Annotated in this window: 15 protein-coding genes; 5 read left to right on the forward strand and 10 right to left on the reverse strand. The window is 38.1% G+C overall.

Annotated elements, in window-relative coordinates; translation table 11 throughout:
- Positions 1-12: 12 nt before the first annotated feature.
- Positions 13-1617 carry a glycoside hydrolase family 43 protein gene (locus tag ASE01S_RS02780; protein ID WP_067837964.1) on the forward strand — a complete coding sequence of 535 codons (1605 nt, stop codon included), beginning with the start codon at positions 13-15 and terminating at the stop codon, positions 1615-1617.
- A gap of 593 nt (positions 1618-2210) precedes the next feature.
- Here the strand turns inward: ASE01S_RS02780 and ASE01S_RS02785 are convergent.
- Complete coding sequence (locus tag ASE01S_RS02785; RefSeq protein ID WP_067837967.1) at positions 2211-3755, reverse strand: response regulator transcription factor; 1545 nt, start codon at positions 3753-3755, stop codon at positions 2211-2213.
- A 466-nt stretch (positions 3756-4221) separates the two neighbouring features.
- On the opposite strand from ASE01S_RS02785, the gene ASE01S_RS02790 reads away from it, so the two are divergent.
- Together ASE01S_RS02790 and ASE01S_RS02795 are read left to right on the forward strand one after the other, a co-directional pair.
- Positions 4222-4836 (forward strand): GNAT family N-acetyltransferase, encoded by a 615-nt coding sequence (locus ASE01S_RS02790; protein WP_067837969.1) that lies wholly within the window; start codon positions 4222-4224, stop codon positions 4834-4836.
- Positions 4837-4884: 48 nt separating this feature from the next.
- Positions 4885-5481: a TetR/AcrR family transcriptional regulator gene (locus ASE01S_RS02795; protein WP_067837971.1), complete on the forward strand. Its 597-nt coding sequence runs from the start codon at positions 4885-4887 to the stop codon at positions 5479-5481.
- A gap of 359 nt (positions 5482-5840) precedes the next feature.
- Here the strand turns inward: ASE01S_RS02795 and ASE01S_RS02800 are convergent, their stop codons facing one another.
- A complete protein-coding gene (locus ASE01S_RS02800; RefSeq protein ID WP_067837975.1) occupies positions 5841-6482 on the reverse strand; it encodes a pentapeptide repeat-containing protein in 642 nt (213 codons plus the stop codon).
- 413 nt (positions 6483-6895) lie between these two features.
- Here ASE01S_RS02800 and ASE01S_RS02805 point away from each other — a divergent pair, with 413 nt between their 5' ends.
- Entirely contained in the window at positions 6896-7687 is a 792-nt protein-coding gene (locus tag ASE01S_RS02805; RefSeq protein WP_067837978.1) for a Nif3-like dinuclear metal center hexameric protein, read from the forward strand.
- Between the two features lie 326 nt (positions 7688-8013).
- Here the strand turns inward: ASE01S_RS02805 and ASE01S_RS02810 are convergent, their stop codons facing one another.
- The 5 genes from ASE01S_RS02810 to ASE01S_RS02830 form a co-directional block, all read right to left on the reverse strand.
- A complete protein-coding gene (locus ASE01S_RS02810; RefSeq protein WP_067837980.1) occupies positions 8014-8589 on the reverse strand; it encodes a DUF6944 family repetitive protein in 576 nt (191 codons plus the stop codon).
- Between the two features lie 111 nt (positions 8590-8700).
- Positions 8701-9933: an MFS transporter gene (locus ASE01S_RS02815; RefSeq protein ID WP_067837983.1), complete on the reverse strand. Its 1233-nt coding sequence runs from the start codon at positions 9931-9933 to the stop codon at positions 8701-8703.
- Complete coding sequence (locus ASE01S_RS02820; protein ID WP_067837986.1) at positions 9930-10988, reverse strand: ArsR/SmtB family transcription factor; 1059 nt, start codon at positions 10986-10988, stop codon at positions 9930-9932. The genes ASE01S_RS02815 and ASE01S_RS02820 overlap by 4 nt, the downstream gene beginning before the upstream one ends.
- An 84-nt stretch (positions 10989-11072) precedes the next feature.
- Positions 11073-11495, reverse strand: a complete 423-nt coding sequence (fosB, locus tag ASE01S_RS02825) for a metallothiol transferase FosB (protein WP_067837989.1) — start codon at positions 11493-11495, stop codon at positions 11073-11075.
- 40 nt (positions 11496-11535) lie between these two features.
- Complete coding sequence (locus ASE01S_RS02830; RefSeq protein WP_067837993.1) at positions 11536-12177, reverse strand: endonuclease III domain-containing protein; 642 nt, start codon at positions 12175-12177, stop codon at positions 11536-11538.
- Positions 12178-12772: 595 nt separating this feature from the next.
- On the opposite strand from ASE01S_RS02830, the gene rarD reads away from it, so the two are divergent.
- A complete protein-coding gene (rarD, locus tag ASE01S_RS02835) occupies positions 12773-13687 on the forward strand; it encodes an EamA family transporter RarD (RefSeq protein WP_067837996.1) in 915 nt (304 codons plus the stop codon).
- 238 nt (positions 13688-13925) lie between these two features.
- Here the strand turns inward: rarD and deoC are convergent, their stop codons facing one another.
- The 3 genes from deoC to ASE01S_RS02850 all read right to left on the reverse strand — a co-directional run bounded on the left by deoC (position 13926) and on the right by ASE01S_RS02850 (position 16334).
- Complete coding sequence (gene deoC, locus ASE01S_RS02840; protein ID WP_067837999.1) at positions 13926-14597, reverse strand: deoxyribose-phosphate aldolase; 672 nt, start codon at positions 14595-14597, stop codon at positions 13926-13928.
- An 18-nt stretch (positions 14598-14615) separates the two neighbouring features.
- Positions 14616-15020, reverse strand: coding sequence for a cytidine deaminase (locus tag ASE01S_RS02845; protein WP_067838001.1), 405 nt, complete (start codon positions 15018-15020; stop codon positions 14616-14618).
- 495 nt (positions 15021-15515) lie between these two features.
- Positions 15516-16334 (reverse strand): purine-nucleoside phosphorylase, encoded by an 819-nt coding sequence (locus tag ASE01S_RS02850; RefSeq protein ID WP_067838003.1) that lies wholly within the window; start codon positions 16332-16334, stop codon positions 15516-15518.
- Position 16335: the final 1 nt, after the last annotated feature.

Genomic DNA, 16335 nt, shown 5'->3' on the forward strand with positions numbered 1-16335 from the left:
GAGGTTATCCAGATGAAAATTCAAAATCCTATTTTAACAGGTTTCAATCCAGATCCAAGCATTTGCCGTGCAGGTGAGGATTATTATATTGCAACATCCACCTTTGAATGGTTTCCAGGTGTAAGTATTTACCACTCTAAAGATATGAAAAATTGGCGGCTAGTTTCCCGTCCCTTAAATCGGATTTCAATGCTTGATATGAAAGGGAACCCAAACTCTGGTGGCGTTTGGGCGCCACAGTTATCCTATTACGAAGGGAAATTCTGGCTCATTTACTCTGACATTAAAGTAACAGATGGACGCTGGAAAGATAGTCACAATTATTTAACAACTTGCGACACCATAGACGGAGACTGGTCAGAGCCAATTTATATGAATAGTTCTGGTTTCGACCCATCTTTATTTCACAATCCTAATGACGGGAAGAAGTATTTTGTCAATATGATGTGGGATCACCGTGAAGGACATCATAACTTTTATGGTATTGTACTGCAGGAATATGATCACAATCAACAAAAGTTAGTTGGTGACAAAAAGGTTATTTTTAAGGGAACAGATGTCAAATTAACGGAAGCACCACACCTGTACTATATTGATGGTTATTATTATTTATTAACAGCAGAAGGTGGAACTAAATTTGACCATCAGTCAACGATAGCTCGATCCAAATCAATTGAAGGACCATACGAGGTTCATCCTGAAAACCCATTAATTTCATCTTGGGCCCATCCAAGAATTTATTTACAAAAGGCCGGGCATGGTTCAATTGTTCAAACACATACTGGTGAATGGTTCTTTGTCCATTTGACAGGACGTGTGTTGCCAAAGTTAGCTGATCCGCTGCTTGATCCACGTGGTTATTGTCCATTAGGTCGTGAGACTGCGATTCAGCGCTTAGAATGGCGAGATCATTGGCCTTATATCGTTGGCGGGAACTACCCACAGGATGAAATTGAAGGCCCTAATATCACAGAACATCCATTTGATCCAATACCTATAAAAGAGGATTTCCATGCTAAGCAATTACCGCTCGATTTCCAAACCTTACGTATTCCGTTAGGAGAAGATATTGTTTCACTTAAAGCACGCCCTGGACATCTACGAATTTCTGGACGAGAATCTTTGACATCACTATTTACTCAAGCACTAGTAGCACGTCGTTGGCAACATTTTAAATTCAAAGCTGAAACAAAAGTAGAATTCGAGCCGAATAATTTTCAGCAGGCGGCTGGGATGGTTAACTATTACAATACCGAAAACTGGACCTATCTAAATGTTACACACCACGAGGAAAAAGGGCGTATTCTAGATCTTATGGTTCATGACAATACCGTATTCTCTCAGCCTATCAAAGGAAAAGAAGTCATTTTACCACAGGACAACAGCCCGGTTTATTTGCGTGTCGAGGTTGATTATAATGACTACCAGTATGCTTATAGTCTGGATGGTACTAACTGGGATAAAATTGGACCAGTCTTCTCATCCTATAAACTATCTGATGATTATATTCGAGGAGGTGGCTTCTTTACCGGTGCATTTGTAGGGATGGCTGTACAAGATACATCAGGAGAACGATTACATGCAGACTTTGACTATTTTATTTACGATCCAAGCTAAATCAGCATCTGACCTTAGATTTTCTGTACATTTATCACGATAATAGTTAGAAATTAAAGATATAATTTTCCGATCTTAATATGAAAGGTGTTGCTGAACAGCAACACCTTTTTTAACTTTATTCAGCAACAGTCTCCCCTACTATTAGTGGTGAGATAAATGCCCATTTGTCTTTCATTCAGTGGGGTTCAAGCCCCAGCTGAATCAATTTAAAGCCTCCGACGGATGCTCAGTGGAATCTATCGAGCTTCACTTGATAAGATGAAACTTCGTTCAGTGGGGTTTTCGATACATAGGATGTGCTAATGCAGACGTTGTCACATGACGTGTTCCCTTATTTCTTAAAGTGGAAGTCTTACAAAAGCCCTTCGATGGGGCGAGTAATCACAGCCCCAGCCAGTTACACTGCGATAAAATCTGGGCGCAAATACGCCAAGGCGTATTTGATTTTGCTTCGAGTGAACACTGATATCAATCGAAATGCTACAGCTTTTTCATCTTACATTTTACTGCTTAATCATTGATAGCCTTGACTCGCTACCCTTTATCCGATCATATTTTTAACATGAGGGCAATCCGTACCCATTACTTTACTAATTGATTATTCGTTGGCGATATTTAGAGGGTGTACTCCCTTCCATCTTTTCAAATTGAGTAACAAAATAATCAGAGCTCCCAAAACCAACCTCTTCAGCAACCTCATAAATACGCAGATCTGTTTGGCGGAGAATTTGTTTAGCCTTTTCAATTCTTACCTGTAATAAATAATCTTTAAAGTAAACACCATATGTTTTTTTAAACAGCTGTCCCAAATAAACCGGATTCATATAAAATTGATTAGCAATTTTTTTTAATGTGAGATTCTCACTGTAGTGTTGATGAATGTAGCGTTTAACTTTATAGATATCACCATTGTATCTCTCTTTATTAAGTTTACAAAGTAAGCTCCCACCTGCTAAGGCATAGGACTGTAAATCCTGGCGAAATTCATTAAGTGTTTTTTTACAATTAAATGCTGCCATTAATGAACCTAGTTCATCTTTTAGTTCATTATGTCCAGCAATGCGACGCATGGTAGATTCTAATTCTTTTTCTAATTGGAAAACAAACATTTTAATTTCATCAAATGGCGCAGCAATGGCTTGAACTTCTTCAACCCATTGATTGATTAGTTTTCTGATCTCTTTGGGATTGTTTTCTTCTATTTTTTCGAGAAAACGTGTAATAAATGTATGATTTAGTGGCGTGTTTGTAGCATGTAATTGCGCGAGTCTTTCCTGATACATTAGCGGTTGATCATGCTCTTGAATATATCGACGCTCACTAGCAATCATTGCCGCTTGATATGACTGTCTTAATCCCGCCAATCCATTTTTAATCTGACCAGCAAATAAAAAGATCTTTTTATCTATTTCTTTTTCCAGGTGACTTTTTAAACGTGACAAAAACCATGGCACTTCATTTAAATTTTGCGGAAGATGCTTTTCTTGTAAAATCACGCCAAAACCTTCTTGTTCATGGGGATGAATAAATACATTTGGGTCACCAATAAACTCAGAGATCGCTCGATTAATTTGTTCACCTACAATTGCCGTCCTTACCTGATCACGAATATCTATCATCAGATAGCATAATTTTTTATTAATATCTCCTGCAAGCTGTGCCAACTCTTGTGGTCTCGCTGAATCATGATTGACAATAACACGCTGAAAAAGTCCAAAGTTAATAAACCGTTGGTTAGCCTGTTCTTCTAAACGTTCCTTTTCAATAATAGGTGTTAGTTCAGTAAAAGTCTGCTCAAGTTCTCTTCTATCTATTGGCTTTAAAATAAAATCTGTTACGCCAAGCCGGACAGCGCGTTGTGCATATTCAAAATCGCTATAGCCAGTAATAATAATGAATTTGGGGACTTTTGAAGCTTCTTCTTTAACACGTTGAATTAATTTCAACCCGTCATAGACAGGCATCCTTATATCTGTTAACACAACATCTGGCTCTTGTTCAAGAATGGTTTGTAAGGCATCTTCTGCATTACTCGCTTCACCTACAACTTGGTACCTTATTGCTTGCCAATCCATTAATGCGATAATTCCTTTTCTGACAAATTGTTCATCATCAACCAAAACGACTCGATTCATGATATAGCCTCCCATTAAAGTGTAAGCGCTAACATCCAAGGTATAAATAAAACTCCAGTTTGCGTTTGTGAGCATGAACAAGAGTTTGTTATTTATTCGTATTTGTCTACACTTAATTTAACCATTAAACAAAGACTGTGTCAAGTAGCTTTTAACAATTGTAACCAATTGCTGATAGGATAGTTCACTCAATTAGCTATCACAGCTACTCGTCGTTTACTCAAAATTGATTCCCCTATAATTTTGTTTGAAAGATACCGAATCAAATCAAGCAGATCGAGGGGCGATGGGATGAGCAACAGAACGTATGCCTTTAGATACCTGAGTAGCACAGAACCGAGCCAACAATGAGATGGGATATATATTGAAATTTAGACAACACATGACAAAGAACTCATACTTTACAATCTAGCATTTTAATTTTATAATGAAAATATATTCATTCATTAAAAAAGGAGAACAATGTATGCAATTAAAAAATGATAAATTTACAATAGTCAAAGCTAATAAAACAGAACTAAATGTTAGAAAACAAATGGCTGAAATTTTCGCGGACGGCTTCACACAATGGCTTGGCTATTTTTCTAAAGATAAAAACACTATTGCTAAGGCTTTTGCTCATATGTTCATTTTAGATCAATTTTATGTAGCTATCGCAAACGGTGAAATTGCTGGAGTGGTGGCTTGTACAGATCGAAAAAGCCATTCGGTAAGACTAAATATAAAAGAGTTGAGAAAGCACTTAGGTTTCTTCAAGGGAAGCATGGCAGGAGTCTTTTTAAAAAAGGAGTTTGAAGCTCCTTATGAAAGTTCCCCTTCAAATACTGGGTCAATTGAGTTTGTTGGAACAGCTCAAAAATTCCGAGGACAAGGTGTCGCTTCTCAAACTATCCAACATATCATTGAAAACACACCGTACGATGATTATGTCATTGACGAGGTGGCGGATACGAATATACCTGCCATACGATTGTATGAGAAATTGGGTTTTGAAGAATACAAAAGAAAACCTATACCGGAAAGGATAGCCAAGAAAAATGGAATTAATAATCTTTTATCCTTGAAATATATGAAAAAATAAGGACATTTCTTTGCTATATATCGGAAAGGGTAAAAGGAGAGAGAAATATTGCCTAGAACAGAAGAACAATATGAAGCAATGAGAATTGCAACTAGAAATAAAATTCATTCAGCTGCCATTAAGCTATTTGCAAAGAAAGGATTTGTTGCAACAAGTGTGAAGGATATTGCCGAAGGGGCGGGAATCAGTATTGGGCTAATGTATCGTCACTACAAAACGAAAGAAGATTTATTTAATGAGTTAGTTGCCTATGCTGCAGAGGGGTTAGAAAGGATTGTGAAATTGTTTCAAAGTGATGATTCTCCTGTGGAGTTAATTAATCAATTTACACTGGAAATATTAAATGACCTTGATAAGGATGATGAATATGCACATTTTTACATGCTTATGAATCAATCCTTAACGATAGAAGACCCTTCTCCTCAAATAAAAAATCTTAATAAGCAGAGTGAAGCAATAATACATCAAACTGCCCGATTAATCGAAAAGGGTCAGAAACTTGGTCAATTTAAACAGGGGAATGTTATGGAGATGACACTTTTCTATTTTGCTACCATACAAGGATTAACGATGTTAAAAACTACTAAGAATCAAGAGTTCAAAACTCCAAGTCTGGAAATCGTAACCTCTTTTTTGATTGAATAATGTATTTCTCAATAATTTTTTTGGATTCGACATATCCCATTCCCTATTGAAACTAAGTTGGTTTCTAGTTCGGTAGAGGATGGAGATCAGTAGGGATTTTATATATTGCGAAATATTACACTTAAACTTTAGGGGGGCGTAAGTTGATGAACAAACAACACTATTGTTATAGTAATGAGGGCATTTGTGTGCAAAAAAGGATAGATGAATAAAGGTATTTTAATCCTGTTCATCTATCCTATCTTTTGGCTTATAAAATGTGTGACATTTTATTTAGTTACTTAATTATCAATGATTTTAAATATTTTCTTGACTATTTATTAACCTCACCTAATCCTTTAATACCCTCTACAATTTGCTTAATCCGACCGCACCACTAAACCAAGCAACCTTGAAAAAGCTCGGGCCTGCTCTTCATTAACAATACACCCCTTCAAATCATCAATGCCTATGGTAATATTGTCAAAAGATGAGCGACTTATATCAATGCCTGCTAATTTTGTTTGTGCTAGATTAGCACCGGTAAGATCACATTGATTAAGAACAACATTTTTCCATTGATTCAGATAAAAATCAGCCTGTCGAAGTAAACACTCTTGATAATGGACATTTTTCTGCTGACTATATCCCATCCCGACTAATTGCATATTGCAATTCGAAAACCAAACATGATTTAATCGACTATCTGGCATAAGGACACCTGTAAGCTGACAATTAATAAACTCAACCCGATCCATTGTAATCTCTTCTAGCTGGGCATTAGTCAGGAAGCATTTTTCAAAACGGACATTTCTTAAATAAAGTTTTTCACAAGAGAACCCGTCGAGGTTGACTCGACGTAAAATTGCATCTCTGATTTCCAGACCTTTTTCAACTTCCTTGCCTATCGAGCAATCTTCGATAATAACATCTTCTATAATTGGGTTCTCAACACAATAAACAGACTCAAAATCTGATATGCGTTCAATCGTTGATAGGTTCGGTTTAAGAATTTTCGACAAGTTATTCACCTCAAATGTAATCTAAAATGTAAGAAAGTGTTCAAAAATTATTGTAATAGGATGCTCTACTTGCTGTAAATAGCTTCTATTATCAAGCCCATTAACCTATCCGCTCTATAGTAATCAATTATATAATAAAGCGTAGCAATAAGGGGAGTTCATCTCATCTTTATCACCATTTTTCCCAACTACCTCTCCTGCTAGTTTTCGGGCAAAGGCATAAGCCCAAATCGATAAGCAGTCACGCCAGCAATCGTGGTAATCATCTCCATGGTCCATATCTTAACAATTAGCGCTTCAGGTTAGGGAGTAAATAGTCAGCTTCTTTAATTATCAAAGAAAATGCTAAAGAATAAAGCTGTTTCTAGATTCAACGTTTATAGTATGATAGCAACAGAAAAGGAGGGGACGCCGTGAAAATTTATACAAAAGATATTATTCATTCTCTTATCCAGCCTATCGAACCTATCGAAAGGACTGTTGATACTCTGAAATTCGGTAGCATGGAACAGTCTATTACTGGTGTAACAGTTACCTTTATGCCCACCATTGAAGCAATTGAAAAAACAATCAAGCTTGGTGCTAATATGATGATCACACATGAAGGTATCTTCTACTCACATTGGGATCGGACTAATTTTGCCGATACTTGGCTTTATCAAAAAAAGAAATCACTCATTGAACGCAATCAACTGCAAATTTTCCGACTACATGACTATATTCATCAATACCAGCCTGATCTGATAACTGTTGGGCTTGTGCATGCCTTAAACTGGCAGAACTATGTCCTTAAACACGAAACAGTAGCAGTGATTATCGAGTTACCAGCTCAAACACTTGACCAGATCATTAATGAAGTAAAGGCAAAGCTTGAACTAAAGCAGATTAAATATGCAGGAGATAAGACAATGACTTGTAAGAGAATTGGTCTGTTTGTTGGCTATCGTGGAGGCAGTGAAAGAACGATTCCATTAATTAATAAGTACAAGCTTGACCTTGTCATCTATGGGGAAGGACCAGAATGGGAGACACCTGAATATTTACGTGATGCTCATTATCTTAATCAAAAAACGGGTTTAATTGTTTTAGGTCATCAGGAAAGCGAGTCACCGGGGATGCAAATGTTGGCCGACCAATTACAACAAAAGTTCCCCAAGCTCAAAATCGATTACCTATCCAATCCATCATGGCTAAAATATAGCTAAGTAGTTTTTCAAAAAAATCTAAATAATACAACCAGCTTACCGTTGCTTACGTCGCTAAGCCCAGACCCTACTTTAACTTTAGGCTTGGCTAAAGCGTATCCTTGAATAGATGAAGAACCCTATCACGGCAAAGGCAAAGAGGCTTGCTCTAAATTATTAATTCAATGAGGCAAGCCGCTCAGCTTTAGAAACTAACCTTCCTCCTAGTGATGCTCGACTAATGCTTTCGGAGTTTCACCTATTAACAAACATAATTATTGTCGGGAGATGAGCGGCAGGAGAAAGAGTCTTTGAGTGTTTGAAGCTAACATCATTTGTTTATGTCTTTATGAGTATATTGAAGTGCGTGCTCTTTCTGTGCTTAAGTCTGAAAGTTCATAGAAGGCATTAGAGTTAGCACCGATTGCCTGCAATATTGCACCAAGTGTGGATAAGCGTTGGCCAGTTCGCTCATCCCCTTTTAGAATTAGCGTACCCCCTATCCCCCTTAGCTTAGCACCCAGTGCTTGGGCTGCGTTACCAAATGTAATCCGTTCATCTCCCGCTTCCCATGACGTAATTGTACACATCGTATCCCCAGTTGCCTGAAGTGTATCACCAAGTATATTAAGTCTTAGTGCTTCTTCTTCTGTTAACTGATCAAGCATTGCCAAGTAACTAGCGGCTGATGCTGCTCCTGCACCGACACCCGTAATCCAGTTACCAGCAAAACATAGTTCTTCGTCAGAGGTAATGATGCCACCTAAAAATCCACTTAGTGCCTGCAACGCATCACCGATTATCGACAACAGGACGTTTTGACCATCAATGCCCATTAAACTTCTAACCTCACCAATTGCTGCAATAATCGTCCCAACCGCATTGGAATATGAAGCTATTTCAATAATCTGCTCTTCATTCACCTACGTCCCTCCAATATCGATATTTATATTATTTTATTGCATGATTTAAAATTGGTTAGAGGCAAATGTCAAGCAACCAGGCATTATACGAAGTTTCACTTAAATAAATGACTAGGACATGCCTGACAATTTTTGATTACTTGTTTCTGCTCGTTGGCTTCGATTAAAGATTAAATATAATAACCCTGTAAACGTTCCTAGGCATGTTATTAATCCAACCATGACAAACATAGAGGAAACACTATATCGAGTAACCCAATAGGTTGCAAACATAACGCCAAATGGATTAGCGATGTGGGTCATAAGAAAGCGGACGATAAATACTTGTCCTCTGATCCGACTCGGAACAAGACGTTGATATAGTAGATTACTATAAATATTCCAAACTGGCATTATCAATCCTGCTGACATTTCGATGACTAGCGCCCAAACCAGTTTAGTGGTTAGTCCTAATCCAATATGGGTTAAACCACCACAGAATAGAACTGTCAGCATCAGACGATAGATAATAGATGGTCTAGGTTCCTTTAGCTTTCCCAGCACAAATGAGCCTATGACATAACCAAAGGGAAAGGCTGCAGCGAACAAACCATATCCCGAAGCATCACTCCCTAATACCCTACGGACATAAGGAATATACATTGATTGTGTAGCAATGACACCAAAACTAACTAATGCAACAAAAAAACTTAGAAAGATTAGTATTTTTTTCTGTTGATAAATAATCAAACCAGCTTTAAACTGTTTTAACCAACTATTACTCTTCTGAACCTGGTCTATTGGCCTTTCTTTTATCGCTAAAACAAGCAAAATAGAGAAAAGCCATATCATGTTAACCATAAGTAAAGCTGCTGGTGCAGAAATCGTTTCAACAATAATCCCCGCGATCGGTAATGTCACCATTCGAATAAATTGAGCTGTCCCTGTCAATCGAGCATTGGCTTTTACTAATTGCTCTTTCGTTATGATAGCGGGTAGCAAAGCATTTGCTGCCGGCTCAAACACAACTACTGATGCAAAGAATGAAGCAAGATAGAGATAACTTACTTCCAGTCTTCCCATGGTGATCACAACCAATAAAGAACCATAAGCGATGAAGCGGACTAGTTCTGAGATAGCCATCACAATTCTTCGTTGAAAACGATCGATATAAGGACTGAGCAAAAGCTGGACAATCAGCTTTGTCATTATAGAAATGAACCATAATCCCCCCATCGCAAGCTCCGAACCGGTAAGATCATATACAAGCCACGAAATTAGAAAGGTTCCAAATGTTTGACCAATCGTTGACAAAGATGAACTACTAAAAAGTAACATGTAATTTCGCCCTAAAGCTTTGCTCATTCCCCTACTCCTTTGTTATTTTCTAAATAATAAAGGAGTTGCTCAGATTCTATCCCTATTAAATCTTTATTAATCACATAACGACGATCGACTAAACGGATAATACGTGCTGACCTTAATAAAGCTAAGTGATGATGAATGGTAGTCTTTCCAAGATTCACTAAATCGGTTAATTCCTTTAATGTTCGACTATTTTCATAAATAAGTTTAACGAGCCTTAATCGATTTTCGTCTGCTAGCGCTTTATACCGTTGAACCATACTGAATGCAGGCTGATAACGATCGTAATGATCTAATAAATGTTGATCTGAAACGGGATAATAGAATATTTGCATACCTTCTTGCTCTGTCTGAATCACCCAAGGTCGATAAATAACTTGTGGGATAAAACATACTTTAGTAACTGAGGAATCAGGACTATAATTCGAACCAGCTAAAATCCATTTGATGAATTGTTGATCCGTCAGCTGCACTAACATTTGTTCCTTCTCAGCACGATCTTGCTGTAAAATCTGCTCAAGGTTCGTTGCATTCACTTTAATAACTTCATCAAACCAAGAGCGTAAAAGCCGGTCAATATGATTTAACAGATTAGCCTGACTTTGTTCACAAGTAAAGGCCATTAATTTTGGAAAAAAAGGGTGATTGCCACACTGTTCGGTCAATTCAGCTATGGCCTGCTTATCACCTTGTACTGCCTTTTGTTTGATAGCCTCTAGCCTTGGACCTAGGTAGGGGAGTGCATAATATTTCAGTTCCTCCTCTGTTAAATCAGTTAAATAACTAAGAAATTGATCTAAACTCTTAAAATCATCTCGATGTAATAAATCAAGAATCAACTTCCACGTATTATGTTGCTCAGCAAAGTCCAGCTCTACTTGTAAGCCTTTAGAGAAAGGACGAGCTTGCTCCCAATAAAGATGCTCCTTGTCAAGTGTTTGATGTATATCTGGGTAAGTAACAGCCGCGATCCCTAAAGCGGCCTCATGAAGTAATGAGACTTGAAAGCCAATCTCATATCCCTGATTTTTTAAAGTTGTATCAAAAAATTTCATACGATCATTCCCCCTTGATAGTATCTTATAATAATAGAACGATATGTTCAATAAAAATAGAATTATTTTTCAAAAAAAATGACCCTATTGGTAAAAGGTCATATGTTTCTTATCCGTTTTATAATAGTTCATCCGATCTGCTCTTGTACCGGTATGAAGCTCAAGCTTATGTCCGTCTGGATCAGTAAAATAAATCGATTGTTTATCACGTTTATCTCTTTTACGTCCTGGTAATATGTTTACATTGTGCTGTTTAAAGTGTTCCAAAAAGGATTCAAAATCTTGTTGATCAATAGAAAAAGCAATATGGGTATAGGACTGGTTAATCTCTTGTCGCGGAATATGTTTTTCTTCATTTAAGGCAAGCCAGATGCCATTCAAATCAAAATAAGCTGTCGTATTCCCTTCAACAAGTAACTTAGCACCTAAAACGGTTTGATAAAAATGAATCGAAGCTTTTAAATCTGAAACAGAGAACAATAAATGATTAATCCCTTGTATTTTCACATATTCCTCTCCTCGCTAAAATAGTTGATAATAAGTCAAATTAGTTGAGCCGCTGCGGACATAAGCTAACAAGTGGACACGTCGGACAAATTGGTTTAGATTTACAATGTTGCTTAGCATGTTGAACAATTAAAGCGTGATACTCATTATAAAGCAAAACATCACTAGGTAGCTTCTCTTCAAAAAATTGTTGAATAAGTTGATAAGACTTAGGCAAATCAACACCTAAACGATAGTAAATCCGTTTTATATAGGCATCAACAACAAACACCGGTCGCTGACAGGCATAAAGTAGAATGGAGTCTGCTGTTTCTGGGCCAATTCCTTTAATATTTAGCATCTGGTTACGTAACGATTCCGTCCCTATTTCAGCTAATTGCTCAAGTTGATAATTATATTTCTTGTACCAAGCCAAAAAGGCCCGAATTCGCTGTGTCTTGATTCGAAAAAAGCCACTCGGTTTAATTAATAATTGAAGTTGTTGATCTGATAAAGTCTCTAGTTGAGTCGCGGTAAGATAAGGCTGTAATTTAGACATAGCTTTTTCAACATTAGTCCAAGCTGTGTTTTGGACTAAAATTGCTCCAATCATCATCTCAAAGCTCGTTCGAGCCGGCCACCAATTCTGAGGTCCATAATATTGATATAAACGTTGAAAAACATTAGTTATAAGCTTATCCATCGACATCATCCTTATCTATTTGAACACTTGAAATTAGTTCAGCTTGAAAAATAAAGGCTATCTAATTCTACGTTAATCATCGTTAGATGCTAAGGTGTTATACCATAGCTTCAACACTTCCTTTGTTTTCAAAATCTTGAACAACCTCGTCGTCAATTCTAATGTCTTGAATCATTTGTTTAGATAGCTTTTATAGAACGACCAAGTGTTAGATCAATCCGTCTACCATTGTATCAAGCCCAGCTTTTCCAGAAGTAAAGTATGATCTCGTTGCCTCACCTCGCAATGGCCTGACTTATTATATAAGTATAATAGATCTCTGTTCGATCAGCAAAAACAACAGCAAATAAGCGCAAATGTACAGCTGGGCTTATTTGCGCCTAGATTTTTCAAGCTTCGCTCGAAAATCCCCCTCTGGAAATTTGGCGGCATCCACCAAAGGCTTTAACTTTATTCAGTACGGGGTTGGACCCGAATATGGTTTGAATATATCAATAAATAATCAAGTAAGCTTTTTGCCAGATAACATTTCTATTGCTAAGTACAACAATTAAGCGTAAACTAATTCTATTAAAAATAGAAAAGTGGGATGCACATGAATGAAAGTCAAGTTAAACTTGGTAGTTTATCTGCTGCCATTGCTTATTTAATTTGGGGTATATTACCAGTCTATTGGAAGGCAGTCGGAAGTATAACAGCTGGTGCACTACTTGCCCACCGAATCGTTTGGTCCTTCGTCTTTATGTTTTTTTTACTTATCATATCAAATCATTTCACAGCATTTTTAAAAGAATGCAAGGTGATCTTTCGAAACCGAAAGAAAGTCTTCGGTCTTATTCTTGCTTCAACGATCATTAGCTGTAATTGGCTTATTTTTATTTGGGCTGTTAATAGTAACTACGTGATTCAAGCAAGCCTTGGCTATTATATCAATCCATTAATTAGTATATTACTTGGTGTCATTATCTTAAAAGAAGCTTTGTCTCAAGCCGAATTTTTCTCTGTTATTCTAGCTGGTTTAGGAGTAACTTTTTTGACATTTTCTTATGGTGTTTTTCCATGGGTATCTTTTCTGCTAGCTATTACCTTTGCGCTCTATGCACTTATTAAAAAGACCTTGGATATCTCACCAATGAGTGGACTTACTCTCGAAACCTTAATGGTATTCCCCTTTGCTTTAACCTATTTATTTATAGAACAAACATCATTACAAGCAATGGGTACCTCGCTATCGCTAGCTGGATTACTAGTTGGAGCGGGTATTGTAACAGCTATTCCTTTATTATTGTTTGCAGTAGGTGCAAAGAAAATCCCGCTATCAATGATAGGCTTTCTTCAATACATTTCACCTACTTTAATGCTATTAATTGGTGTTTTCATCTATAACGAAACATTTACTTTTGCTCATTTGATCGCTTTTCTAGCAATTTGGATTGCACTAGGCATTTATACAAGCTCTCGTTTCTTAAAGCTATATCAATCCAAGCAAGCCATGAAAAAGGTCAGTTAGTTATTGATCAGCTCGATCATATTAAGGCTCCAGTCTGTACATCGGATAAAGTGAAACTTTGTTCAGTGGGGGGCGACGCATAGGATGTGCTCGTGCAGATGTAGCGAACTTAGTCAGCTTCCTCTCTCCCCCACTGAACGTTAGTTGAACCAGATAAATGGCTTTCTCTTAGATACTTTAATAGCTAACCCATGATAATGAAAAGGGGACAGCCGATTTACCGGATATCCCCTTTTCATTAATAATCACTCGTTCCTTGTTCACCTTTGATAATCGCAATACCTGCGCTTGCACCAATACGGGTCGCACCTGCGTCAACAACTGCTTGTGCAGTTGCGTGATCACGTACTCCACCTGATGCTTTAACGCCAATATTTGGACCCACTGTTTGACGCATTAAACGAATATCCTCTACCGTAGCACCGCCAGTGGAGAAGCCTGTTGATGTCTTAACATAATCTGCCCCTGCCGCTACGGCAAGCTCGCATGCTTTAACCTTCTCCTGCTCTGTCAATAGGCTTGTTTCAATAATTACCTTCACTAAAGCTTTTCCCTTAGCTGCACCGACCACTGCTTCAATATCCGCTTGGACGAGCTGATATTCCTGGCCCTTCAGTGCACCAATATTAATAACCATATCGACTTCAGTTGCACCTTTTTCAATTGCGTCCTTTGTCTCAAATGCCTTAGTAGCAGAGGTTGAAGCACCTAAAGGAAAACCGATAACGGTACAAACTTTTACATCTGAACCTTCGAGCTCCCTTGCCGCCAATTCAACCCAAGCAGGGTTAATGCATACCGAATAAAAACCATGCGCTTTCGCTTCGGCACATACCTTTTCCACTTGTTCCTTGCTAGTTTCAGCCTTTAACACGGTATGATCAATCATTTTCGCCAATTCTTTCCCCATTCTTTAATCCTCCTCTTTTTAGCGTTCTTCTTTCAAATCATTTGATAGAAATGCGCCAGGTAGTAATGCTGAAACTGTTGTTTCAAGTTGGTCGCCATTTAAATTTGTTAGTATAACTGGCATATCGGGCTCACACAATTCACTAATGACTTGACGGCAAGCTCCGCATGGCGACACGGGGCGATCCGTATCAGCAACTACAACTAGTAAATCAAACGCTGTATCACCTTTAGCATAGGCACTAAAGAGTGCGGTTCTCTCTGCACAATTACACATTGAATAGGCAGCGTTTTCGATATTACAGCCATGATAAATCTGTCCTGACTTTGTACGTAAAGCTGCCCCTACTTTAAACTTAGAATACGGAGTATAGGCTTTAGAGCGTGCCGTAAGTGCCTCATTAATCATCTCTTGTATTGACATTCAAATACCTCCCATTTGTTCAAAAATGCTGAATCAGAAGCAAGCAGGTCTAGAGATCAAATACCCATTGGCGTATTTACACCCAGATTTTATCAAGCGAAGCTCGATAAATTCCCGCTGAAAATCTGTGGCATCCGCCAGAGGTTTTACCTTGATTCAGCCGGGTTTTTCATCCACACTGAATGGAAAAAACGATGCATTCATCACACCACTTATGTAAGTGGGAGACCTCTGATAATGTGAAACTTCGTTCAGTGGGGGTTTCGACGCATAAGATGTGCTCGTGCAGATTGCGACACGACGTTGCGAACTTAGTCAGCTTCCTCTGTCCCCACTGAACGGAACGCTAGTTGAACCAATCGGGCTGTTACTGGCTGTTGGATCTCCCACTTAGAAATGATATGTTCCCTTATTTCTTGAACTGGGAGTCTTACAAAAGCCCTTCGATGGGGCGAGTAATCACAGCCCCATCCAGTTACACTGCGATAAATCAAGTTAAGCTAACTTAGCTAAAATCGCCTTAACAAAATCTAAAAAAGCCCCTCTTACTTTTTCAGTTGTCTCGATTACTTCCTCGTGATTGAGCGGCTGATCAAGTATCCCAGCTGCCATATTTGATATACATGAAATACCAAGCACCTCGATTCCGACATGCCGAGCTACAATAACTTCAGGAACAGTTGACATTCCGACCGCATCTCCTCCAATAGCTTGTAACATTCTAATTTCAGCAGGTGTCTCATAAGTAGGTCCTGTATTCCAAACATATACGCCCTCTTTAAGATCAAGCTGTATCGATTGAGCGACATCACGAGCAAGCTGCTGTAATTTGCGATCATAAGCAGTTGACATATCAGGAAAACGAACACCTTGTTCAGGATCATTCGGGCCAATTAAGGGATTTTGCCCCGTATTATTCAAGTGATCCGTAATCAACATTAAGTCTCCTGGCTTAAACGCGTGATTCACGCCACCAGCAGCATTGGTTACAATCAGCTTCTCAACACCAAGCGCCTTCATTACACGTACTGGAAAGGTAACCGCATCAAGTCCGTAGCCTTCATAATAATGAAAGCGTCCCTGCATGGCTATCACTGCTGATCCATTTAGTTTTCCACAAACCAATTGTCCAGCATGACCTTCAACAGTTGAAATCGGAAACCCTGGTATTTCCTGGTATTTTATTTTGACTGGTTGCTCAATCTCGTCTGCAAGCATACCTAATCCCGATCCTAAAATTAAACCTATTTTAGGCCTTTCTTGAAGCTTTTCGGCAATAAAAGTGGTTGCTTCCTGAAGCTGTTTCAATTTCATT

Origin of the sequence: Amphibacillus sediminis NBRC 103570 (assembly GCF_001552275.1) — a bacterium.
Taxonomy (GTDB): Bacteria; Bacillota; Bacilli; order Bacillales; family Amphibacillaceae; genus Amphibacillus_B; species Amphibacillus_B sediminis.

Bases quoted from the DNA above. Each gene is read 5' to 3' on its own strand.
- ASE01S_RS02830 (WP_067837993.1), bottom strand. From the start codon at position 12,177: ATGGATAAGCTTATAACTAATGTTTTTCAACGTTTATATCAATATTAT.
- ASE01S_RS02815 (WP_067837983.1), bottom strand. From the start codon at position 9,933: ATGAGCAAAGCTTTAGGGCGAAATTACATGTTACTTTTTAGTAGTTCA.
- rarD (WP_067837996.1), top strand. From the start codon at position 12,773: ATGAATGAAAGTCAAGTTAAACTTGGTAGTTTATCTGCTGCCATTGCT.
- deoC (WP_067837999.1), bottom strand. From the start codon at position 14,597: ATGGGGAAAGAATTGGCGAAAATGATTGATCATACCGTGTTAAAGGCT.
- ASE01S_RS02790 (WP_067837969.1), top strand. From the start codon at position 4,222: ATGCAATTAAAAAATGATAAATTTACAATAGTCAAAGCTAATAAAACA.
- ASE01S_RS02850 (WP_067838003.1), bottom strand. From the start codon at position 16,334: ATGAAATTGAAACAGCTTCAGGAAGCAACCACTTTTATTGCCGAAAAG.
- ASE01S_RS02845 (WP_067838001.1), bottom strand. From the start codon at position 15,020: ATGTCAATACAAGAGATGATTAATGAGGCACTTACGGCACGCTCTAAA.
- ASE01S_RS02780 (WP_067837964.1), top strand. From the start codon at position 13: ATGAAAATTCAAAATCCTATTTTAACAGGTTTCAATCCAGATCCAAGC.
- ASE01S_RS02785 (WP_067837967.1), bottom strand. From the start codon at position 3,755: ATGAATCGAGTCGTTTTGGTTGATGATGAACAATTTGTCAGAAAAGGA.
- ASE01S_RS02820 (WP_067837986.1), bottom strand. From the start codon at position 10,988: ATGAAATTTTTTGATACAACTTTAAAAAATCAGGGATATGAGATTGGC.